Origin of the sequence: Rhizobium sp. BT-226 (assembly GCF_025847085.2) — a bacterium.
Lineage (GTDB): Bacteria > Pseudomonadota > Alphaproteobacteria > Rhizobiales > Rhizobiaceae > Rhizobium > Rhizobium sophorae.
On record NZ_JAOYTI010000001.1, the window covers coordinates 388,795 to 409,458 of the forward strand.

General features: G+C 61.4%; 23 protein-coding genes and 1 pseudogene. 15 read left to right on the forward strand and 9 right to left on the reverse strand.

Going from position 1 to position 20,664, the window contains the following annotated elements:
* Positions 1–4: 4 nt before the first annotated feature.
* The 8 genes from OIU37_RS02140 to OIU37_RS02175 form a co-directional block, all read right to left on the reverse strand.
* On the reverse strand, positions 5–469 hold the full coding sequence (locus OIU37_RS02140) for a DUF411 domain-containing protein (protein WP_264255281.1): 465 nt from the start codon (positions 467–469) through the stop codon (positions 5–7).
* Positions 470–528: 59 nt separating this feature from the next.
* Positions 529–816 carry a copper-binding protein gene (locus tag OIU37_RS02145; RefSeq protein ID WP_168311881.1) on the reverse strand — a complete coding sequence of 96 codons (288 nt, stop codon included), beginning with the start codon at positions 814–816 and terminating at the stop codon, positions 529–531.
* A 23-nt stretch (positions 817–839) separates the two neighbouring features.
* Complete coding sequence (locus OIU37_RS02150) at positions 840–1,319, reverse strand: plastocyanin/azurin family copper-binding protein (RefSeq protein WP_171602408.1); 480 nt, start codon at positions 1,317–1,319, stop codon at positions 840–842.
* Between the two features lie 31 nt (positions 1,320–1,350).
* Positions 1,351–2,697, reverse strand: coding sequence for a multicopper oxidase family protein (locus OIU37_RS02155; RefSeq protein ID WP_182209555.1), 1,347 nt, complete (start codon positions 2,695–2,697; stop codon positions 1,351–1,353).
* 13 nt (positions 2,698–2,710) lie between these two features.
* Positions 2,711–4,177 (reverse strand): TolC family protein, encoded by a 1,467-nt coding sequence (locus OIU37_RS02160; RefSeq protein WP_182209554.1) that lies wholly within the window; start codon positions 4,175–4,177, stop codon positions 2,711–2,713.
* Positions 4,174–4,401: a hypothetical protein gene (locus tag OIU37_RS02165; protein ID WP_240603319.1), complete on the reverse strand. Its 228-nt coding sequence runs from the start codon at positions 4,399–4,401 to the stop codon at positions 4,174–4,176. The genes OIU37_RS02160 and OIU37_RS02165 overlap by 4 nt, the downstream gene beginning before the upstream one ends.
* A gap of 93 nt (positions 4,402–4,494) precedes the next feature.
* Positions 4,495–4,908: a hypothetical protein gene (locus OIU37_RS02170; RefSeq protein ID WP_319004690.1), complete on the reverse strand. Its 414-nt coding sequence runs from the start codon at positions 4,906–4,908 to the stop codon at positions 4,495–4,497.
* Positions 4,909–5,061: 153 nt separating this feature from the next.
* On the reverse strand, positions 5,062–5,565 hold the full coding sequence (locus tag OIU37_RS02175) for a cytochrome b (RefSeq protein ID WP_264255288.1): 504 nt from the start codon (positions 5,563–5,565) through the stop codon (positions 5,062–5,064).
* A gap of 234 nt (positions 5,566–5,799) precedes the next feature.
* Between OIU37_RS02175 and OIU37_RS02180 the strand changes: the two genes are divergently transcribed.
* The 8 genes and pseudogenes from OIU37_RS02180 to OIU37_RS02215 all read left to right on the forward strand — a co-directional run bounded on the left by OIU37_RS02180 (position 5,800) and on the right by OIU37_RS02215 (position 11,762).
* On the forward strand, positions 5,800–6,354 hold the full coding sequence (locus tag OIU37_RS02180; protein WP_182209553.1) for a cytochrome c: 555 nt from the start codon (positions 5,800–5,802) through the stop codon (positions 6,352–6,354).
* A 167-nt stretch (positions 6,355–6,521) separates the two neighbouring features.
* Positions 6,522–6,731 (forward strand): hypothetical protein, encoded by a 210-nt coding sequence (locus tag OIU37_RS02185; RefSeq protein ID WP_264255290.1) that lies wholly within the window; start codon positions 6,522–6,524, stop codon positions 6,729–6,731.
* 10 nt (positions 6,732–6,741) lie between these two features.
* Entirely contained in the window at positions 6,742–7,116 is a 375-nt protein-coding gene (locus OIU37_RS02190; protein WP_182209552.1) for a GFA family protein, read from the forward strand.
* Between the two features lie 161 nt (positions 7,117–7,277).
* Positions 7,278–8,570, forward strand: coding sequence for an efflux RND transporter periplasmic adaptor subunit (locus tag OIU37_RS02195; protein ID WP_182209551.1), 1,293 nt, complete (start codon positions 7,278–7,280; stop codon positions 8,568–8,570).
* A gap of 12 nt (positions 8,571–8,582) precedes the next feature.
* Entirely contained in the window at positions 8,583–9,299 is a 717-nt protein-coding gene (locus OIU37_RS02200) for an ABC transporter ATP-binding protein (protein WP_182209550.1), read from the forward strand.
* The gene (locus OIU37_RS02205) at positions 9,289–10,491 is read left to right on the forward strand and encodes an ABC transporter permease (RefSeq protein WP_017960409.1); all 1,203 of its coding nucleotides are present in this window, start codon (positions 9,289–9,291) and stop codon (positions 10,489–10,491) included. The genes OIU37_RS02200 and OIU37_RS02205 overlap by 11 nt, the downstream gene beginning before the upstream one ends.
* Positions 10,492–10,565: 74 nt before the next feature.
* Positions 10,566–10,924: pseudogene (locus OIU37_RS02210) on the forward strand (VOC family protein).
* 223 nt (positions 10,925–11,147) lie between these two features.
* Positions 11,148–11,762 (forward strand): GntR family transcriptional regulator, encoded by a 615-nt coding sequence (locus tag OIU37_RS02215; protein ID WP_171602419.1) that lies wholly within the window; start codon positions 11,148–11,150, stop codon positions 11,760–11,762.
* 50 nt (positions 11,763–11,812) lie between these two features.
* On the opposite strand, the gene OIU37_RS02220 is transcribed toward OIU37_RS02215, so the two are convergent.
* Complete coding sequence (locus OIU37_RS02220) at positions 11,813–12,625, reverse strand: ferredoxin--NADP reductase (RefSeq protein ID WP_020049885.1); 813 nt, start codon at positions 12,623–12,625, stop codon at positions 11,813–11,815.
* Positions 12,626–12,981: 356 nt separating this feature from the next.
* Here OIU37_RS02220 and pcsA point away from each other — a divergent pair, with 356 nt between their 5' ends.
* The 7 genes from pcsA to ytfQ all read left to right on the forward strand — a co-directional run bounded on the left by pcsA (position 12,982) and on the right by ytfQ (position 20,536).
* On the forward strand, positions 12,982–13,710 hold the full coding sequence (gene pcsA, locus OIU37_RS02225; RefSeq protein WP_012757415.1) for a phosphatidylcholine synthase: 729 nt from the start codon (positions 12,982–12,984) through the stop codon (positions 13,708–13,710).
* A gap of 10 nt (positions 13,711–13,720) precedes the next feature.
* Positions 13,721–14,701, forward strand: a complete 981-nt coding sequence (locus OIU37_RS02230; protein ID WP_182209549.1) for a quinone oxidoreductase — start codon at positions 13,721–13,723, stop codon at positions 14,699–14,701.
* Between the two features lie 39 nt (positions 14,702–14,740).
* Positions 14,741–16,309 (forward strand): ABC transporter ATP-binding protein, encoded by a 1,569-nt coding sequence (locus OIU37_RS02235; protein ID WP_264255300.1) that lies wholly within the window; start codon positions 14,741–14,743, stop codon positions 16,307–16,309.
* The gene (locus OIU37_RS02240; RefSeq protein WP_182209547.1) at positions 16,299–17,384 is read left to right on the forward strand and encodes an ABC transporter permease; all 1,086 of its coding nucleotides are present in this window, start codon (positions 16,299–16,301) and stop codon (positions 17,382–17,384) included. Before OIU37_RS02235 ends, OIU37_RS02240 begins: the two co-directional genes overlap by 11 nt.
* The gene (locus tag OIU37_RS02245; RefSeq protein WP_171602423.1) at positions 17,381–18,301 is read left to right on the forward strand and encodes an ABC transporter permease; all 921 of its coding nucleotides are present in this window, start codon (positions 17,381–17,383) and stop codon (positions 18,299–18,301) included. The genes OIU37_RS02240 and OIU37_RS02245 overlap by 4 nt, the downstream gene beginning before the upstream one ends.
* Before the next feature lie 49 nt (positions 18,302–18,350).
* Positions 18,351–19,427 (forward strand): BMP family ABC transporter substrate-binding protein, encoded by a 1,077-nt coding sequence (locus tag OIU37_RS02250; protein ID WP_264255304.1) that lies wholly within the window; start codon positions 18,351–18,353, stop codon positions 19,425–19,427.
* Between the two features lie 146 nt (positions 19,428–19,573).
* Positions 19,574–20,536, forward strand: a complete 963-nt coding sequence (gene ytfQ, locus OIU37_RS02255) for a galactofuranose ABC transporter, galactofuranose-binding protein YtfQ (protein ID WP_003539585.1) — start codon at positions 19,574–19,576, stop codon at positions 20,534–20,536.
* Positions 20,537–20,664 lie beyond the last annotated feature (128 nt).

A 20,664-nucleotide genomic window follows, 5' to 3' on the forward strand; every position in this document is an offset into this window, starting at 1 on the left:
GAGGTCAGGCCTTGCGGGGACGAACCTCCATAAACACGTATGGCGCGCCGGTTTCCGAGGGGATCGCATAGACGTCATAGACCGCGGCCGGATCGACACCCATTCCCAATGAGCCGGACGGCATCCCCGGCACGGCCAGTCCTCGGACCGGGGGCCGCTCTCGAAGCAGGCGCTGCACGGCCTCGAGCGGAACATGTCCCTCAAGGTAGTATTCCTCGACGACAGCGGTATGGCATCCTTCCATTTCGGAAGGCACGCGAAGCCGTGCCTTGACTGCGGCAAGGTCGTCGGTGTTGTGGAGATCGACGGAATAACCCGCCTCCGCCATTGCTTTCGCCCATTCGTGGCAACAACCGCAATTCGGGTCCTTATGGACAGTCATTTCTGCCGGAGCCGTGGCACGGGCCTTTCCACTCAGGAACACCAGGGCAGAGCCCGTCATTGCAATGAAACTTCTTCTTCTGTGCATCGTCTGCGCTCCTCGATGTCCTGCCGCCCGGATCGACCGACCCGGGCGGCAGGAGGCGGTTATTTTACATTGGTGACGGTCAGCTTGCCATTCACACGCTCGGCAACGAACTCGACATTCGCGCCTTCTTTCAGTTTTTCGATCAGAGCCGGGTCTTCGACGCGGAAGACCATCGTCATCGCGGGCATGTCGAGGTTCTTCAGATCCTCATGCTTGATGGTGACCTTCTTTGCCTTTGTGTCGACCTTGTTGACGACACCCTTGGTGAATTCCTCGGCGAATGCGCCGAAGGCTGCGCTGGCGCAGAGCAGGGCGGCGAGGCCGATTTTGATCATTGCAGTTTTCATGTGTGTAGCTCCTTTGTTGCAGATTACTTGCCGGCGACGGTGACGTCGCCATGCATGCCGGCTTCGTAGTGACCGGGGATCAGGCAGGCGAACTTGAATTCGCCGTCGGTGGTGAACTTCCAGACGATCTCGCCGGATTGGCCAGGCGGAAGACGGATGGAGTTGGGGTCGGCATGTTCCATTTCCGGGAACTTCTCCATGACCTTCTTGTGCTCCAGGATCTTGTCTTCCTGATCGAGCACGAATTCGTGGTCGACGGTTCCGGCATTCTTGATCGCGATCTTGACCGTCTGCCCTTTGCGGACGTTGAAGGCTGCCGGGGTAAACAGCATCTTTCCGTCGTCGGTTTCCTTCATCGTGACGCGGATGGTCTGTGTCGCCTTGGCCTTGTCGCCGGGTTCTCCGATAGCCATTTTCTCGCCGTGGCCACCGGCATGATTGCCTGAGGCAAGTGCCGGCGACGCGAGTGCTGCGAGGGCCAGTGCCATGAGATAATTCTTCATCCGTAATTCCTTTCGATGTTGAGATCGGACCTCAGCCGTTTGTCGGCTTCGGCGTGATTTGCGTTTTCGCGTCTTTGGCCTTGGTCGCGTCCGGAAGTTCTCCGGTCCACTCGAAGGCCTGCGTTCCGGGCGGGTTTTCGTACCAGCCGGGATCTGAGTAATCGTCCGCCGAGATCCCCTCGCGGACCTTAACGACCGAAAACATGCCGCCCATTTCGATCGGACCATGCGGCCCCCAGCCAGTCATCATCGGAACGGTGTTCTCGGGGATGGGCATCTCCATTTCGCCCATGTCGGCCATGCCCTTGGTGCCCATGGGCATGTATTCCGGCTGCAGCTTCCTGATCTTCTCGGCGACCTTCGACTTGTCCGCACCGATGAAGGTTGGAATGTCATGACCCATGGCGTTCATCGTGTGGTGCGATTTGTGGCAGTGGATCGCCCAGTCGCCGGGATACCTGGCGTCGAACTCGTAGGCCCGCATCGCGCCGACCGGGATGTCGATGCTCACCTCCGGCCACCGCGCCTCCGGCCGGACCCAGCCGCCGTCGGTGCATGTCACCTCGAAATCATAGCCATGCATGTGGATCGGATGGTTGGTCATCGTCAGGTTGCCGACACGCACCCGCACTCTGTCGTTCTTTGAAACGACGAGAGGGCTGATGTCCGGGAACACGCGGCTGTTCCAGCACCACATGTTGAAGTCGGTCATCTCCATGATCCGCGGCACGTAGGAGCCAGGGTCGATGTCGTAGGCGTTGAGCAGGAAGACGAAGTCTCGGTCGACGGGCATGAACTTGGGATCTTTCGGATGGATCACGAAGAAACCCATCATGCCCATCGCCATCTGCACCATCTCGTCGGAATGCGGGTGGTACATGAAGGTGCCGGATTTCACGAGGTCGAATTCGTACACATAGGTCTTGCCGACTGGAATATGCGGTTGCGTCAGACCGCCGACGCCGTCCATGCCCGACGGCAGGATCATGCCGTGCCAGTGGATCGTCGTGTGCTCCGGCAGCTTGTTGGTGACGAAGATGCGGACGCGGTCTCCCTCGACAGCCTCGATCGTCGGTCCCGGTGACTGTCCGTTGTAGCCCCACAGATAGGCGGTCATGCCGTCCGCCATCTCGCGTTCGACCGGTTCGGCGACGAGGTGGAATTCCTTGACGCCATTGTTCATCCGATGCGGCAGGGTCCAGCCGTTGAGGGTGACCACCGGCTGGTATTCCGGGCCGGAGCTAGGGTGGAGCGGCGGCTGCATCTCCGCCGATTCCATCGTCGGGGCCTCAGGCAGACCCATCGCCGACGTCTTCGTCCAGGCGGCTGTGGTGAGCAGAGCGGCGCTGGCTCCAAAAAGTTGTCGTCTGTTGAACATGGTGTGTCCTTTCTCAATGACCGCCGTCACCGCCGCTTTCGGAAGCAGCAACGACCTCGGCCTCTGCCGACGCCTTCGTCGCGCCGCCACCGTAGATCGCAGGCGCCAGATCGGCTTCGGCCAGCCAGAAATCTCGCTTCGCGTTGACGGAAAGCAGGGTGGAGTTGATCTTGTCGCGTGTGTCTGTCAGCAGCTCGAAGGTGTTCGAGATCATGCCGTTGTAGGTCAGCAGGGATTCCTCCTCGACCTTGGTACGCAGCGGCACGACGTTGTTGCGGTAGTGCCGCGCGATGTCGTAGTTCGAGCGGTAGGCCTCGTAGGCGGAGCGTGCTTCCGAGCGGACGTTGACGGCTTTCTCCGCCAGGAGGTTCGCCGCCCGCATATAGGCCAGCTCGGACTTGCGCATCCGGGCCTTGCCGGTGTCGAAGATCGGGATGGCGAACTCAAGCTCGACCTGCGCGGTGGTTCGCGTTTTCGTCTCGTCGTCCTCGATTTCCCGTTCCGTTTCGAAACCGGTCAGGATCTCGAGATCGGTCACATAGCGCGTCGCCTCGGTGAGACCGTAGGATCTGGCCGTGGCCTCAAGGTCGAGCTTGGCGATCTGCAGGTCGATGCGGTTCCTGAGAGCCTCGCTCTCGATGGTATCGCGTCTGACGACGGATTTGGGGAGCGGGGGCAGGCTGTTCGGAACCTGATAGTCCAGGTCGGAGCCCCAGAGACCCATCAGCCGCGTCAGCTCCTCCTTGGCGAGACGTGCCGATAGCCGAGCCTTCGCCGTCTCTCCGGCGAGTTCGGCGACGAACACATGTTCACGGGCTTGGGCGCCCTTGGCCATTGCACCTGTCTCGCCGAGTTTCTCGGCGAGTTCCGAGGCTGCGTCGGCAGTCGCCTGGGCGTGCTGGAGCTGCCCGACATTCTCCCATGACGCGACCGCACCGATCCAGGCGCGCCGGGTGTCAGCGGCGACCTGAAGCGTCTTCACCGCCGCGATCAATTGCGCCTGCCGGAAGCGGGTGTCGGCGATCGCCATGTCCCTGTTCTTCGTGGCGAGCGCCAGGATGTTCGTCGTGATCATCCCTTCGATCGTTTTGAACGCCTGCAGCTCCGGAGTCCCGATCCCGGTCGTGCCGATGGAGACGATCGGGTTGATGAACATCGTCGACTGCCAGGCGTCGGCGGCGCTGTCGCCAAGATCGGCATAGGCGGCCTGGAGGCCCTTGTTGTTGAGCAGCGCGATCTGGACGGCCGTCTCGACGTCGAGAGGCTTCGTCCGAGCCAGCAGACTTTTGACCTGCGCGGCCGCCGATCGGGCCTGGTTCTGGTTCTGGATCCAGACGGTCTCTTTCGCCGTGACAGTGGCGGTTTTGTTGGCAACGGAGGTGAAGCCCGCCTCTTTGCGGGAATAGTCGGCGCCTGTCACGCATCCGCTCAAGGCGAGCGGGAATGCCAGCGCCGCGATCAGTCTTGTGGTACCGATCATGAGTCGTCTCCATTCATGGGAGACTGCAGATCGTTCTGTCTACGCCAGGGTTTGGGATCGACCGGCTGGCGGGCGACGTAACCTGTGATCGGCGACCTGTATGCCGCCGGAAGTGCGGACGGCTGAACGACCGCAGTGGGGAACGCCACCACGTCGGGAGGAAGCGTGGATGCGCAGCCACCGGCAACAAGCGGCAGCCCCACCACGAAAAACGAGGGTTTCATTTTGAAATGTCCGAATAGGAGATAGCCTACAGGGCGCTCGCCCAGAAGCACGCAAGCGTCCGACTAGACCCGATCAAGCGGGTGCGTCTCTATTCAGATATTCGGGGGACGGTGGAGGGGCGGCAGTTCGCCAAGGGTCGTCCGGTCGTCGATGAACTGCCGGATCGAGGTTACGACCGGTCCGCCGACATCCTGGCCTTCACAAATAATGCCGAGCCCGCCACAGAAATCCTTGCAGCATTCTTGCTTGACGGGCTTCGATACGCCATCTGTGTTACCGCCGGCCTCGCCCTGGGAGTGGTCATGGACAGCCATCTTCGTCATGTCATGGCCATCGTGATGCTGCACAGCATCGGTTTCGGACACGACCGCCGCCATTTCGGGGAACGAGGAGCCATGCATGGCGGCGCTGGCGTTCGACAGCGAGTACCCCGCCAGTGATACGATGATCACCAGCCGTATCATCACGAGCAGCCTGCTCATTGCGATTCGGTACATCTTGCCCATGCTCCTCGAACTACATGCTAAGCAGTTCGATTTCAATTGCAACTCATCTGTCGTCAATGTTCGAGCCTTTTGTGTGGCACGAACATCATCCCGTTCACGATCCTGGTGTTCGCCGCCAAGACCGGCCGCTATGTCGTGCTGACGCTGGCCACTCTAGAAATTCTCGGCTGACCGCTTCCGGCGCGAGAACACCATGCGGTCGACCGTCTCGTCCCGGGCGACCAGCGTGTGCCAGGCCGCTGCGGCGAGGTGCAGCGCGACCATCGCCAGGATAATCCTCGACCCGATCACGTGATACGGTGCGACGGCGAAAGAGAGATAGCTCGCGACGAACCCCATGCAGGCCTGTCCGATGATTGCGACGTAGAAGCCGTAGTGAAGCGCCTTCGCGGCCCGCCCGGCCCATGAATCCGGCCCGCTGGTTTCGGGCGGTTGAAGGAGACGAAGAACCAGCCGCACGCCCATCAGCAGGCCGATCGCCATTCCCGCGTAGTTGTGAAGTTGGTGCTGGACGACGTCCCAAGAGGATGGCGTGATACCCATGTGGACGGCGTGATGGGTTCTCTCGATGCTGCCGCCGGTCAGATACTGGACCGGCACCATGAAGGCGACGAGCCAGTGAAGTCCTATCTGGGCGAGCGAGTAGCCACTCTTCATCGATCCTCTCCGAGCGAGAGGTGCAGACTAACCGGCGACAGTTAATGCTTTCTCATCGCCCGGTTGCAAAAAGATTTGAGTGCTACAGATCAACGCCGATTGGAAGCTGAGAATGCGCCGGCCGCCTGATGGGCGCGCATCCGCCCTCTTGCTGCCCAGATAAAGACGGATATCCGGTCACGGCATCGGATATCCGTTGCAGCATCATGGTCACCAATCCAGACGGCGTCGTCGATGAGATTAACAGCTGACGCGAACAAATTCGGACTGTTCGCCTTCGTGGCAGCTGTCCTGATAACGGCGGCCATGGCTTCTGCCGAGGAGGACGTTATCGCCATTCGGCAGGCGGACATGAAAGCCATGGCCGCAGCGGCAAAGACGATCTCCGGCATGTTCAAGGATTCGACGACCTACAAGGCCAGCGAGTTCAAATGGGCGGCCGACACCATCCGCGACAGGTCTGGAGGCGTCCTCTCTGCACATTTCGCGTCCGCGGCCGACAGTCGGCAGTCGAAGGCCGGGCCGAACATCCTTAAGGAGCGCGACCGGTTCGACCGCATCGCCAGCGACCTGCGCGACTACGCCGTCGCGCTGGATGCCGCCGCGCAAAAGAACCCCGGGCCGATGCCTGCCAGCATGCGCATGAGGCCCGGAGAGGCCATGGGCGGCGGTCCTTTCGGCACTCACGTCCGCGACGAGCACGAACTGTCGGCGATGCCGGCGGAACACGCGTTCCACCTCATGCTACAGACCTGCACGACCTGCCACACCCGGTTCAGGATGGAATGACGGCTGCCACCGCAACCTCGATCAAAAAATGCGCATATCGAACGAAAAGGTTCCAGGAAAACAACCGCATCCATCCATGCCGGAAGCCCCTCGATGCGGCTCCCGGGCTCTTTCCAAATCGACAGGTCGCTCTAGCTTAAAGGGGACGTGACGAAAAGGAGAAACCCATGACCGACGCACCGAATACGGCGACCCCGGCGCGAAGAGTGTTGCGTGGCCGCCCCTACAGCATCGGCGAATTTGCCAAGAAATACCGGTTGGACGACAAGGAGGCAAAGCGCCTCTACGAAAAGTTCGGCCCGTCGGCCACCGAACTCGACCTGTTGATGGCAGCAAAGCGGCGCCCGCCGGGCCTTCCCACAAGTCTCGACGCCTGAAGGCGCCTCTATGAGGATCCGAACCGGAAGTTGCCTTTGCGGGGCGGTGGCCTATCGGGTGGAAGGCGAGCCGCTTCGCATCGGCCTCTGCCACTGCGCCGATTGCCGCAAATCGAGCGGCTCCGCCTTCACCTTCTTCGCGGTCTGGCCGCGCCAGGCTTTTTCCCATAACGGCGAGATCGCCACTTTCTCCGGCCGCAGCTTCTGCCCCGCCTGCGGCGGCAGGCTTTTCTGCCTCAGGGAAGACGAGGCGGAAATTCGCCTGGGATCCCTGGACGCTCCGCCGACCGACCTTGCGCCTGGCTATGAAGTCTGGATCAAGCGGCGGGAACCGTGGCTGCATCCTTTGCCCGGCGCGGATCAATTTGCCGAGGATGCGGATTGACCGACGGTTGCGCACCGAAACTTGACTTTTCTTACCAATATTTCATTTCCCCCATCCGCAATTCCGTGCCACTTCCGCGGCAACGCTAATGCCCGGTTCATCTGCGTTGTGATTATTTCGCTGCAGAGGCCGCAGGCGGCCACTGACGGATTGAGGACGACATGAACAAAATCGTAAGCGGCAGCGAGACCGGAGCAAAGACAGGCGCAGCGTCCGATCTCGCCGCGATCCTTGCCGCGTCGGAACGGCAGGGCAAGCGCAGCCGCTGGCGCGGACGCCTGTTCATCCTGCTGATCCTTATCGCTGCCGCAGCCGTCGCCGCTTATTTCTATATGGGCCGCGGGCAAAGCGAAGTGAGCTATGCCACCCAGCCGGCAAAACGCGGCGACCTGACGGTGCTCGTCACCGCCACCGGCTCGGTACAGCCGACCGAGCAGGTGGATATATCGAGCGAGCTTTCCGGCACGGTCCGCGACGTCAATGTCGATTACAACAGCACGGTCAAATCAGGCGAAGTGCTCGCTCTCCTTGATACGAACAAGCTCGAGGCGGATGTGAAGAGTTCGCGCGCCAAGCTCAATTCCGCCAAGGCGAACGTCGTCAAAGCCAATGCCGATATGCAATCGGCAAGCACCTCTCTCGAGCGGTTGAAGAGCCTCGTCAGGAGCAACGTCTCCACCCAGCAGAGCCTCGACGACGCCAGCTACAAATATGATTCCGCCGTCGCCGCCAAACAGATCAACGAGGCCGAGGTTCTCGCCTCAGAGGCCGACCTGCAGCTTGCCGAGGTCAATCTCGCCAAGGCGAAGATCATATCGCCGATCGACGGCGTCATCCTCACCCGCTCCGTCAATCCGGGCGCCACCGTCGCAGCCTCGCTGTCGGCGCCGATCCTTTTCACCATCGCCGGCGATCTGAAGAAGATGGAGCTGCAGGTCGATGTCGACGAGGCCGATGTCGGCCAGATCGCCGTCGGCCAGAAGGCGAAGTTCACTGTCGACGCCTATCCCGACCGGACCTTTCCCGCCGAGATCGAGCAGATCCGCTTCGCCTCCGAAGTGGTCAACAATGTCGTGACCTATAAGGCGGTACTATCCGTCGACAATGCCGATCTGCTGCTGCGCCCCGGCATGACGGCGACGGCCGATGTCACCGTCGAGGCCGTCAAGGACACGCTGATGGTGCCGAACGCCGCGCTGCGCTACGCGCCGGCGCAGGCGGAAAGGCGCGGCCGCGGCATTTTCGGCATCTTCGGCCCGCCGCGCCAGCGCAACAACAATGCCGGTCCGGCGCTGAAGGGCGCTGAGCGCCGCGTCTGGGTGCTACGCAACGGCCGGCCAGTGCCTGTTGTCATCCAGGTCGGCTCATCCGACGGCCAGTTCACACAGGTCGTCTCCGGCGACCTCAAACAAGACGACGCACTGGTGATCGACGCCACGGCGCGTGCGAACTAGGCGGAGAGACGGATGGCAAGCCCGCCGCTTATCGAATTCAGGCAGGTCTCGAAAATTTATGGCGAGGGCGAGGCGGCGATCCGCGCGCTCGACCACGTCGATCTTGCGATCAACGCCCATGAATTCGTCGCGATCATGGGGCCGTCTGGCTCCGGCAAGTCGACGGCGATGAACATTCTCGGCTGCCTCGACGTGCCGACATCAGGCGGTTACATCTTCGAGGGCATTCCGACCAGCGGCTTCGACCGCAGCCAGCTGACGCTGCTGCGCCGCCACATGCTCGGCTTCGTCTTCCAGGGCTTCAACCTCCTGTCGCGCACCTCGGCCGTCGAAAATGTCGAACTGCCGCTGATCTATCGCGGCATGGCGGTGCGCGAGCGGCGCGAACGGGCCCGCGAAGCCCTGGCGCTGGTCGGTCTCACCGGGCGCGAACATCACAAGACACAGGAACTATCAGGCGGCCAGCAGCAGCGCGTCGCCATCGCCCGCGCCATCGTCACCGAGCCGGCGCTGCTCTTGGCCGATGAGCCCACCGGCAATCTCGACACCAAGACCAGCGTCGAGATCATGGATCTGATGACGCGGCTGAACCGCGAGCAGGGCATCACCATCGTCATGGTCACCCACGAGCCCGATATCGCCGCCTATGCCCAGCGGCTGCTGCGTTTCGTCGACGGCAAGCTGGAGACGGAAGTCGAGCACCGGAGGAGGGCGGATCATGTTCTTTGAGACGCTGAAGCTGGCATTGCGGGCCATCAGCCGCAATATGCTGCGCTCTTTCCTGACCGTGCTCGGCGTCGTCATCGGCGTTGCCGCAGTCATCGCGCTGGTAACGATCGGCAACGGCACCACCGCGCAGGTCTCGACCGAGCTGTCGCGGCTCGGCACCAACATGCTGTTCGTCCGTCCCGGCCAGTTCGGCCCCGGCCGGGCGAGCTCCGAAGCCAAGCGCTTCAGTGTCAAGGACGTCGCGGCCATCCGCGACCAGATCGGCGGCCTCAGGGCCGTGGCGCCGCTCAACCAGTCCACGGCGACCGTGATCTTCGGCGGCCAGAACCATTCCACCAGCGTCTCCGGCACTACCAATGATTATTTCATCGCGCAGGACTGGAACCTGGCGCTCGGCCGCAATTTCACCCCTGCTGAGGAACGCGGCCAAGCGCGCTGCATCATCGGCGAGACGGTGCGCTCGCAGCTTTTCGGCAGCGCCGACCCCACAGGCCAGCAGATCCGCGTTGGCAAGGTCTCGTGCCCCGTCATCGGCGTGCTGGCCAAGCGCGGCCAGTCCGGCATGGGCAATGACCAGGATGATGTTGTCATCATGCCGGTCAAGGTGTTTCAGCGGCGCATCAGCGGCAACAGCAACGTGCCGCAGATCATCATCTCGGCGCGCGACGGCGTCTCCACCGCGAAGGTGCAGTCCGATGTCGAAAATCTCCTGCGCGAGCGCCGCAAGATCGTGCCCGGCCGGCAGGACGATTTCAACGTCAACGACATGACCCAGATCGCCGAGGCGATGACCGGCACGACGACGCTGCTGACCGGCCTGCTCGGCGCCGTCGCTGCGATCAGCCTGCTCGTCGGCGGCATCGGCATCATGAACATCATGCTGGTCTCCGTTACCGAGCGGACCCGCGAAATCGGCATCCGCCTGGCGATCGGCGCGCTCGAAAGCCAGGTGCTCACCCAGTTCCTGGTCGAAGCGGTGGCGCTGTCGCTGTTCGGCGGCATCACCGGCATCATACTCGGCCTCGGCCTCGGCTTCGGCACCGTGACGCTGCTGAAAGTGCCCTTCGTCTTCAGCCCTTTGATGGTCGCCGTCGCCTTCCTCTTTTCAGCAGCGATCGGCATGATCTTCGGCTATTTCCCGGCGAGAAGGGCAGCGCAACTCAATCCCATCGAGGCGCTGCGGCACGAGTAATGCGCCGTGGCAAAACGCATGATGTCCATCTACTCTTGTCAATCGAACGCAACCGCTATCGGAGGCCAAGCATCATGCCGCTCAACAGGCTGGTGATCTACGCTGGGAATGTCGAGGAAACGGCGCGCTTTTATGAGAAACACTTCGGTTTCAAGGCGACCAGCCTGCCGGGCGACAGGATCGTTGAACTCATCGCTCAGGACGGCGGTGCGAATATCATGCTGCATCAAGCCGCCAAGGGGCAGCGGAGCGGTCAATCCACCGTCAAGCCGGTCTTCGACGTGGAGGACGTCGAGGCTTTCTGCAGGCGATGCGCGGAGAATGGCCTGGAGTTCGGAGCCATCCATAACGCCGACGGTATCTGTTCGCCAATGCAAAAGACCCGTGTCAAAATTCGATCTCGGTTTCGAGCCGGGCTTTTCGCAAGGGGTGACCGAGGGGTAGGTGCCGGCCTGATGACGTGGGCGAGGCGGCGTGCCTCAGTAGGCCGGCGGGTGGTAGCACCCTTCACGGCGCAGACGTCAATGCGTCGCCGAGTTTCAGCAGCCTCGCCTATGTTATCTATCTGTCTCTATTATGATATTCAGTGCCGACTTGTCTTCGGTTTTTGACCGTGCCACTATGTGATATATCAGACTTGGCGACGGAGCTCCTTATTGCAGACTTCACAGAGCCATCTTGCTTATCTCGCACTGGAGCATCTGATCGTGACGCTGGCGCTGAAGCCTGGCGCACTTGTCACAGAAAAGCAGCTGATCGATATGGCGGGCCACGGGCGTACGCCGGTGCGCGAGGCGATCCAGAAGCTCGCCTGGCAGGGGCTGATCCTGGTGAAGCCGCGTGTCGGCCTGCAGGTCGCCGAGATCGCGGCTGAGGATCATGGCAATGTCATGCAGGTGCGCCGTGAGCTGGAGCCGATCGCGGCAGGCCTCGTCGCCGAACATGCGAGCGACGAGCAGCGCGCGCGCCTCATCGACTGCGCCGGCGCGATGGAGGAATGCGCCGTCACCGGCGATCTCGCCGGCTTCTTCGCTGCCGACAAGGCCTTCGACGAAATCCTTGAAGATGCCTGCCCGAACGGCTTCATCACGGCAGCACTCGGCCCGGTGCAAACGCATTCACGCCGCCTATGGTACTCCAAGGCAAGCCCGGAGCGCATGGATCGCTCCATTGCGCTGCACGTGGCCGTCATCCGCGCTATCCATCAGGGCAGGCCGGATGAAGCGCGCGCCACCATGACGGTGCTGATCGATTACCTCAGCCAGACATAGAAACGGCTCCGTTTCCGGAGCCGTTGACAGACCGGATTGTCAGAAATGCTTTAGCCGACGAAAGCGCGCTCGATGACGAATTCGGCGGGCTTGCTGTTGGCGCCTTCATCGAGGCCGGCTTTCTCGAGCAGTTCCTTGGTATCCTTCAGCATCGCCGAGGAACCGCAGATCATGCCGCGGTCGATCGCCGGGTCGAGCGGCGGCACGCCGAGATCGGTGAACAGCTTGCCGGAGGAGATCAGGTCGGTGATGCGGCCGCGATATTCGAAATCCTCGCGCGTGACTGTGGGGTAGTGGCGCAGCTTGTCGCCGACGACTTCCTTCAGCAGCTCGTCATTCTGGATCTCGTGCACGAGGTCGAAGCCGTATTTCAGCTCGGCGACATCGCGTGTCGTATGGGTGAGGATGACTTCCTCGAACTTCTCATAGGTCTCTGGATCGCGGATCAGGCTGGCGAAAGGCGCAATGCCCGTTCCCGTCGAGAACATGTAGAGACGACGGCCGGGCGTCAGCGCATCGAGCACCAGCGTGCCCGTCGGCTTCTTGCGCATCAGCACCTGGTCGCCCGGCTTGATCGCCTGCAGATGGGAGGTGAGGGGGCCGTCCGGCACCTTGATCGAGAAGAATTCAAGCTCTTCGGCCCAGGCGGGGCTCGCGATCGAATAGGCGCGGAACACCGGCTTGCCCTCGACCATCAGGCCGATCATCGCGAATTCGCCGGAACGGAAACGGAAGCCCTGCGGCCGGGTCATCGTGAAGCGGAAGAGCCGGTCGGTATAGTGCGTGACATCGAGCACCGTCTCGGCGTAGACGCCGGCGGGGATGGACGAGGCGAAGTCTTCGGTCTTTGCAGGCGCGTTCATTGCGGTAGAGGATCCCGTTTCGTCGGATGAACTGTCGGATGCGAGCGAGATATTACATATCGGGCCGGAATTAAAGGCATTCCATTCCACGCGACGCTTCTAAAGGGAAATATGCATGTCATCGTCAGGATTCAATGGGGAGCAGGGGGCGGGTGGGGAATGTCGTATTTCCCGCTGGCGAAGCCCGGCAAAGGATGCATATTAGAGCAGCACGCCGGAAACACATGCCGATTTTCGGCAAAAACGGTGCGACAACAAAGACCTACGGCGTCGAACCCGATTCAGCAACAGGGTCCGGCGATGGTGGCGAAAAAAGATGCTTGCCGGGGCGAGCGCGATAGGGCGGTCGGGGGAATATGAAGATTTTCAACTACAAGCGTGTTCCTTATGCGGAGATGCGCGCCTTTTCCGTCCATATCCTGACGGCATCCGGCTCCTTCCTTGCCTTTCTCGGCGTCGTTGCCGCCGCCGAGCACCGCTTCATCGACATGTTCTGGTGGCTGGGACTTGCGCTTCTCGTCGACGGCATAGACGGGCCGATCGCCCGCAAGGTGCGCGTCAAGGAAGTGCTGCCGAACTGGTCGGGCGACACACTCGACAATATCATCGATTACGTCACCTATGTGCTTCTGCCGGCCTTCGCGCTCTATCAGAGCGGCATGATCGGCGAGCCCTGGTCCTTCGTCGCCGCCGGCATGATCGTCGTCTCCAGCGCCATCTACTATGCCGATATGGGCATGAAGACGGATGAGTATTTCTTCTCCGGTTTCCCCGTCGTCTGGAACATGATCGTCTTCACGCTGTTCGTCATCGATGCTAGCGCCACGACGGCGCTCACCGTTGTCATCGTTTCGGTGGTGCTGACCTTCCTGCCGATCAATTTCCTCCACCCGGTCCGGGTCAAAAGGCTGCGCCCGCTCAACCTCGGCGTCTTTTTCCTATGGTCGGCGCTCGGCATTTTTTCGCTGCTGATGCATTTCGACACACCCGAATGGGCGCTCATTCTCTTCATCGTGACCGGCGCCTATCTTTACGTCATCGGCGCGGTGCTGCAATTCTTCCCCGCCCTTGGACGCGAAGCATAGGACAGGCAAGATGAGCAAAACGCAGGCTGTTTCATTTTCGAGAACGGGTGGGCCGGAGGTTTTCGACTATGTCGAGATCGATCTTCCCTCACCCTCGGCGGGCGAGGTGCAGATCAGCCAGGCGGCAGTCGGGCTTAACTTCATTGACGTCTATTTCCGCAACGGCACCTACAAGACGCCGCATCTGCCCTTTGTCACCGGCAAGGAGGGCGCCGGCACTGTGACATCGGTCGGCCCCGGCGTCGAGGACTTCAAGGTCGGCGACCGTGTCGCCTATGCCAGTGCCGACGGCGCCTATAGCGCCGAACGCAATATCGAGACGCGGCATCTGGTGCATGTGCCCCAGGGAATCGAGCTCGAAACGGCAGCGGCAATGATGCTGAAGGGCATGACCGCCGAATATCTCTTGAACCGCACCTTCAAGGTCGGGCCTGAGACGGTCCTGCTGTTCCACGCCGCTGCCGGCGGCGTCGGCTTGATCGCCGGCCAGTGGGCAAAGGCGCTCGGCGCCACCGTCATCGGCACGGCGGGGTCGCAAGACAAGATCGAGCTGGCGCTCGCCCATGGCTACGACCATGTGATCAACTACAAGAGCGACAGCTTCGTCGACCGTGTTCGCGACATCACCGGCGGCAAGGGCGTGGATGTCATCTACGATTCCATCGGCCGCGATACTTTTCCACAGTCGCTTGACTGCTTGAAGCCGCGCGGCCTTTTTGCCTCCTTCGGCCAATCCTCCGGGCCGATCGAGAATTTCACCCTTGCGGCTTTGGCGCAGAGGGGCTCGCTCTTTGCGACGCGGCCGACGCTCTTCACCTATATCGCCGCGCGCCAGGAACTGATCGACAGTGCGAAAGCGCTATTTGATATTGTGCAAAGCAACAAAGTGCGTATCAATATCAATCAAACCTATCCGCTGCGTGAGGTTGGGCAGGCTCACGCGGATTTGGAAACAAGAAAAACAACAGGAACGACGCTGCTGATTCCATGAGATCCGAACGGACCGGTTGGCAGAAGAAATGAGGGGAACGTGTCGCCATTGAATGTGCCGGATTCCGGCGCGTTATTATCGGTCCAGAAGCTGACGAAGTTCTTCGGTGGCTTTGCAGCCTGCAATGAAATCGATCTCGATATCGCGCCGGGCGAAATTCATGCGCTTCTCGGCGAAAATGGTGCAGGCAAATCAACACTGGTGAAGATGCTGTTCGGCGTTCTCGAGCCGACGGGCGGGCAAATCCTCTGGCAGGGCCAGCCGGTTGCGATCGCATCGCCAGGGGAGGCCTGCAAGCTCGGCATCGGCATGGTCTTCCAGCATTTTTCGCTGTTCGAGGCGCTGACGGTTGCCGAAAACATCGCGCTGTCGCTCGATGACGCCATCCCGATCGACAGGATCGCCGAGGAGGCGAGGGCGCTGTCGGTTGCCTACGGCCTACCGCTCGATCCGCATGCCCATGTCGCCGATCTCTCGGTCGGCGAGCGCCAGCGCATCGAGATCGTCCGCGCGCTGCTGCAGAACCCGAAGCTCATCATCCTCGACGAGCCGACCTCGGTGCTGACGCCGCAGGAGGCGGACAGGCTGTTCGAGACGCTGTTCAAGCTCCGTGGTGAGGGGCGTTCGGTTCTTTATATCAGCCATCGCCTGGAAGAGGTGCAGCGCATCTGCGATCGCGCCACCGTGCTGCGCCATGGCCGTGTGACCGGCGCCTGCGATCCGAAGCAGGAAACGCCGGCCTCGCTCGCCCGCATGATGGTCGGCAGTGAAGTGGCGACCGTCACGCATCCAGAACGCAGCGACAGGGGCGAGGTGCAGCTTGCGGTCGCCAACCTTTCCGTCGCCGCGCGCACGCCCTTCGCGATGCCGCTGCGTGATGTCTCGATGGCGGTGCGCTCCGGCGAGATCCTCGCCATTGCCGGGGTCGCGGGCAACGGCCAGAGCGAGCTCTTCGACGCTCTCTCCGGTGAATATCCGGTCGCCTCGGCCGAGGCGATCGTCATCCGCAAAAAGCCGGTCGGCAACCAGGGCATTACCGCCCGCCGTCTTCTCGGCGCCGGCTTCGTGCCGGAGGAGCGCCATGGCCATGCTGCCGTCTCCGCCATGAAACTGTCGGACAATCTCGTCCTTGCCCGCAGCCAGTCTGACCGCAACGCGTTTCTGGGCCTGCTCGGCATCATCCGCCAAGCAGCAGTGAAATCTGCCGCAAGGCGCATTTCCGAGGCGATGGATGTCCGCAAGAGCGGCGATGACCCGGCGGCTGGCTCGCTGTCCGGTGGGAATCTGCAGAAGTTCATCGTCGGCCGCGAGCTCGACCGCCAGCCGGCGGTGCTCGTCGTCAACCAGCCGACCTGGGGCGTCGACGCCGGGGCGGCGAGCCGCATCCGCCAGGCGCTCGTCGATCTCGCAAGAAGCGGTTCGGCCGTGGTCGTCATCAGCCAGGATCTCGACGAGATCTTCGAAGTGGCGACCGATATTGCCGTCATCTGCGAAGGCCGTCTTTCCCGCCCGTTTCCAGCGGGCGAGCTGACGCGGGAAAGGATCGGCTTGCTGATGGGCGGACTGCACGAGAGCAGCTCCGCCCCGGAGGCGCTCCATGCGCATTGAACTCGAAAAACGTCCCGACGTCTCGAAGCTTTTCGCCTTCGTCTCGCCGCTGCTTGCCCTTGTCCTGACGCTGGTGTTCGGCGCCATCATGTTCGCCATGCTCGGCAAGGACCCGATCGCCGCGCTGGAAGCCTTCTTCATCGAGCCGCTGCTCGAGGTCTGGTCGCTGCACGAACTGGCGATCAAGGCCGCGCCCCTGATCCTGATCGCCGTCGGGCTGGCCGTCTGTTATCGCTCGAACAACTGGAATATCGGCGCCGAAGGCCAGTTCACCATCGGTGCCATCACCGGCTCTTATCTGCCGATCGTCTTTTACGACTGGCATTCGCCGCTCGTGCTGCCGCTGATGCTGATCCTGGGCGCGCTCGGCGGTGCGCTTTTTGCCGCTATTCCGGCGTTGCTGAAGGCACATTTCAACACCAATGAGATCCTGACATCGCTGATGCTGGTCTATATCGCCCAGCTTTTCCTTGACTGGCTGATCCGCGGCGCCTGGCGCGATCCGAAGGGCTTCAACTTTCCCGTTTCGCTGGATTTCGCACCGGAAGCGGTGCTGCCGGCGATCTGGGAAGAGTCGGGCCGCGCCCATTGGGCCTTCGTCTTCGCCATTGTCGCCGCAATCGGCGTCTGGTTCATGCTGCGCTATACGCTGAAAGGCTTCGAGATCGTCGTGCTCGGCCAATCGGAGCGGGCAGGGCGCTTTGCCGGCTTTTCGTCGAAGAAGATGATCTGGTTCAGCTTTCTCTTTTCGGGTGCGCTTGCCGGCCTTGCCGGGATAGCCGAAGTTTCCGGCTCGATCGGCCATTTGCAGCCGGCGATCTCGCCGGGCTACGGCTTCACCGCCATCATCGTCGCCTTCCTCGGCCGCCTCAATCCGCTCGGCATCATCGCATCCGGCCTGGTGCTGGCGCTGACCTATCTCGGCGGCGAGGCGGCACAGCTTTCGCTCGGCGTTTCCGACAAGGTCACCCGCGTCTTCCAGGGCCTGCTGCTCTTCTTCGTGCTCTCCTGCGATACGCTGATCTATTACAAAATCCGCGTGGTCTGGTCGCGGTTAAGGGGCAGGGCGGCATGAGCATCTTCGAAGCCATTCTGCTGACGGTCATCACCGCCTCCACGCCGCTCGTCATTGCCGCGCTGGGAGAACTCGTGACCGAGCGCTCCGGCGTTCTCAATCTCGGTGTCGAGGGCATGATGATCATGGGCGCGGTCGGTGCCTTTGCCACGGCACAGCTCACCGGCTCGGCCTATATCGGCATTGTCGGCGGCGTCGTCAGCGGCGCGCTGTTTTCGCTGCTCTTCGCCTTCCTGACGTTGACGCTCGTCGCCAATCAGGTGGCGACAGGCCTTGCGCTGACGATCCTTGGCCTCGGCGCCTCCGGCATGCTCGGCGAGGCCTTCGTCGGCGCGCCCGGCGTCCGGCTGCTGCCGATCGAAATCCCGGTGCTTTCGGCCATTCCCTATGTCGGAGCGGTCCTCTTCAAGCAGGATCTGATCTTCTATCTGTCGATCCTGCTCGTTATCGCCGTCAACTGGTTCCTCTTCAAGAGTCGCACCGGCCTGAAGATTCGTGCCATTGGCGATAATCACGCCTCGGCGCATGCGCTCGGTATCGATGTCATCCGCATGCGCTACCTCGCCGTGATGTTCGGCGGCGCCTGCGCCGGCCTTGCCGGGGCGCAGCTATCGCTGATCTATACGCCGCAATGGACAGAGAACATGTCCGGCGGGCGCGGCTGGATCGCGCTGGCGCTCGTCGTCTTCTCCTCCTGGCGGCCTTGGCGCCTGCTGGCTGGCGGTTATCTCTTTGGGGCGGTAACGATCCTGCAATTGCACGCACAGGCCTTCGGCATCGGCATTCCCTCGCAGTTCCTCTCGATGCTGCCCTATGCGGCGACAGTTGTGGTCCTCATCATCATCTCGCATAATCGGCGCACGACGTTGATCAATACGCCGGCCTCGCTCGGCAAAGCCTTCGTGCCGGACCGGTGAGCAACAACAACAAGACGGGTTTCGAAACTTCCAACCAACAGGGATCAATATGAAAAAACTTGCACTTGCTCTCGCAGCGACAGCTGCCCTCGTCCTGAGCATCGGTTCGGCCGCCGAGGCGGCTGACAAGGCCAAGGTCTGCTTCGTTTATGTCGGCACCCGCACCGACGGCGGCTGGACGCAGGCCCATGAGAACGGCCGCCTCCAGATCGAGAAGGAATTCGGCGACAAGATCGAGACGCCCTACCTCGAAAGCGTCCCGGAAGGCCCGGATGCCGAACGCGCCATCGAGCGCATGGCCCGCTCCGGTTGCTCGCTTATTTTCACCACGTCCTTCGGTTTCATGGACCCGACTATTGCCGTCGCCAAGAAGTTCCCGAAAGTGAAGTTCGAGCACGCGACAGGCTTCAAGGCCGCCGACAATGTCGCGACCTACAATTCCCGCTTCTATGAAGGCCGCTACATCAGTGGCATTATCGCCGGCAAGCTCTCGAAAACCGGCACGGCAGGCTATATCGCCTCCTTCCCGATCCCCGAGGTGGTGATGGGCATCAATGCCTTCGAAACCGGCGCCAAGTCGGTCAATCCGAACTTCAAGATGAAGGTTATTTGGGTCAACACCTGGTTCGATCCGGGCAAGGAAGCCGATGCCGCCAAGGCGCTGATCGACCAGGGCGTCGATATCCTCACCCAGCACACCGACACGACGGCTCCAATGCAGGTCGCCGAGCAGCGCGGCGTCAAGGCCTTCGGCCAGGCTTCCGACATGATCAAGGCTGGCCCGAACGTCCAGCTGACCGCGATCATCGACACCTGGGGCAATTATTACGTCAAGCGCGTCAAGGCGCTTCTCGACGGCACCTGGAAGTCAGAGCAGAGCTGGGACGGCCTCAAGGACGGCATCCTGACGATGGCGCCCTATACCAACATGCCCGACGACGTGAAGAAACTCGCCGAGGAGACCGAAGCCAAGATCAAGTCCGGCGAATTGCATCCCTTCACCGGCCCTATCAACAAGCAGGACGGCACGCCGTGGCTGAAGGCCGGCGAAAAGGCCGATGACGGCACGCTGCTCGGCATGAACTTTTATGTCGAAGGTGTGGACGACAAGCTGCCAGGTAAATAATCCGGCAAGTCATCTCGCAGATGCGAAGAGCGCCCTTGTGGGCGCTCTTTTTTTGCTGCAATGCATCCTAAGATTCCGATTTACAAAAGTAATACTATATGATTTTTTGACCCTGCGCCGCGAGGATGCGGCATTGGGAGGAAATCATGAAATTGAAGACTGCACTTTTGAGTGCCACGATTCTGGCTGCCTGCATGTTCGGTTCGGCTTCGGCCGCCGGCCTCACTGTCGGCTTCTCGCAGATCGGTTCGGAATCGGGCTGGCGTGCGGCTGAAACGACCGTGACCAAGGAACAGGCCAAGAAGCGCGGCATCGATCTGAAGTTTGCCGATGCGCAGCAGAAGCAGGAAAACCAGATCAAGGCTCTGCGCTCCTTCATTGCTCAGGGCGTCGATGCCATTCTCATTGCTCCGGTCGTCGAAACCGGCTGGGACGACGTTCTCAAGGAAGCCAAGGAAGCCGAAATCCCGGTCATTCTTCTCGACCGTACCATCAAGGCCCCTGACGATCTCTACCTGACGGCGGTGACGTCGGACCTGGTCCATGAAGGCAAGGTTGCAGGCGACTTCCTGGTCAAGACCGTAGGCGACAAGAAGTGCAATGTCGTCGAGCTTCAGGGCACCACCGGGTCGTCGCCGGCCATCGCCCGCAAGAAGGGCTTCGAAGAGGCTCTTGCCGGTCACGACAACCTCAAGATCGTACGCAGCCAGACCGGTGACTTCACCCGCACCAAGGGCAAGGAAGTCATGGAAAGCTTCCTGAAGGCCGAGAATGGCGGCAAGGATATCTGCGCGCTCTACGCTCATAACGACGACATGGCCGTCGGCGCCATCCAGGCGATCAAGGAAGCCGGCCTGAAGCCCGGCAAGGATATCCTCGTCGTCTCCATCGACGCCGTGCCGGATATCTTCAAGGCGATGTCTGAAGGCGAGGCCAATGCCACGGTCGAGCTGACGCCGAATATGGCAGGTCCGGCCTTCGATGCGCTCGAAGCCTATCTGAAGGACAAGAAGGCTCCGGCCAAGTGGATCCAGACTGAGTCGAAGCTCTACACACCGGCTGACGAACCGATGAAGGTCTACGAAGAGAAGAAGGGTCAGGGCTACTGATCTGATGTGACGCCGCTGCACAATTCCTGAAATCGGCATTCGATTTCTGGATAAAATCATGCAGCAGTTCAAAGCGCTACAGCGTCCTTATGCGTCTCGAAAAGATGCGGGGGCGCTGTAGAACCGCA

Bases quoted from the DNA above. Each gene is read 5' to 3' on its own strand.
- OIU37_RS02230 (WP_182209549.1), top strand. From the start codon at position 13,721: ATGAGCAAAACGCAGGCTGTTTCATTTTCGAGAACGGGTGGGCCGGAG.
- OIU37_RS02155 (WP_182209555.1), bottom strand. From the start codon at position 2,697: ATGTTCAACAGACGACAACTTTTTGGAGCCAGCGCCGCTCTGCTCACC.
- OIU37_RS02180 (WP_182209553.1), top strand. From the start codon at position 5,800: ATGAGATTAACAGCTGACGCGAACAAATTCGGACTGTTCGCCTTCGTG.
- OIU37_RS02240 (WP_182209547.1), top strand. From the start codon at position 16,299: ATGCGCATTGAACTCGAAAAACGTCCCGACGTCTCGAAGCTTTTCGCC.
- OIU37_RS02190 (WP_182209552.1), top strand. From the start codon at position 6,742: ATGAGGATCCGAACCGGAAGTTGCCTTTGCGGGGCGGTGGCCTATCGG.
- OIU37_RS02200 (WP_182209550.1), top strand. From the start codon at position 8,583: ATGGCAAGCCCGCCGCTTATCGAATTCAGGCAGGTCTCGAAAATTTAT.
- OIU37_RS02145 (WP_168311881.1), bottom strand. From the start codon at position 816: ATGAAAACTGCAATGATCAAAATCGGCCTCGCCGCCCTGCTCTGCGCC.
- OIU37_RS02150 (WP_171602408.1), bottom strand. From the start codon at position 1,319: ATGAAGAATTATCTCATGGCACTGGCCCTCGCAGCACTCGCGTCGCCG.
- OIU37_RS02175 (WP_264255288.1), bottom strand. From the start codon at position 5,565: ATGAAGAGTGGCTACTCGCTCGCCCAGATAGGACTTCACTGGCTCGTC.
- ytfQ (WP_003539585.1), top strand. From the start codon at position 19,574: ATGAAATTGAAGACTGCACTTTTGAGTGCCACGATTCTGGCTGCCTGC.
- OIU37_RS02140 (WP_264255281.1), bottom strand. From the start codon at position 469: ATGCACAGAAGAAGAAGTTTCATTGCAATGACGGGCTCTGCCCTGGTG.
- OIU37_RS02185 (WP_264255290.1), top strand. From the start codon at position 6,522: ATGACCGACGCACCGAATACGGCGACCCCGGCGCGAAGAGTGTTGCGT.
- OIU37_RS02160 (WP_182209554.1), bottom strand. From the start codon at position 4,177: ATGATCGGTACCACAAGACTGATCGCGGCGCTGGCATTCCCGCTCGCC.
- OIU37_RS02245 (WP_171602423.1), top strand. From the start codon at position 17,381: ATGAGCATCTTCGAAGCCATTCTGCTGACGGTCATCACCGCCTCCACG.
- OIU37_RS02220 (WP_020049885.1), bottom strand. From the start codon at position 12,625: ATGAACGCGCCTGCAAAGACCGAAGACTTCGCCTCGTCCATCCCCGCC.
- OIU37_RS02250 (WP_264255304.1), top strand. From the start codon at position 18,351: ATGAAAAAACTTGCACTTGCTCTCGCAGCGACAGCTGCCCTCGTCCTG.
- OIU37_RS02165 (WP_240603319.1), bottom strand. From the start codon at position 4,401: ATGAAACCCTCGTTTTTCGTGGTGGGGCTGCCGCTTGTTGCCGGTGGC.
- OIU37_RS02205 (WP_017960409.1), top strand. From the start codon at position 9,289: ATGTTCTTTGAGACGCTGAAGCTGGCATTGCGGGCCATCAGCCGCAAT.
- OIU37_RS02195 (WP_182209551.1), top strand. From the start codon at position 7,278: ATGAACAAAATCGTAAGCGGCAGCGAGACCGGAGCAAAGACAGGCGCA.
- pcsA (WP_012757415.1), top strand. From the start codon at position 12,982: ATGAAGATTTTCAACTACAAGCGTGTTCCTTATGCGGAGATGCGCGCC.
- OIU37_RS02170 (WP_319004690.1), bottom strand. From the start codon at position 4,908: ATGGGCAAGATGTACCGAATCGCAATGAGCAGGCTGCTCGTGATGATA.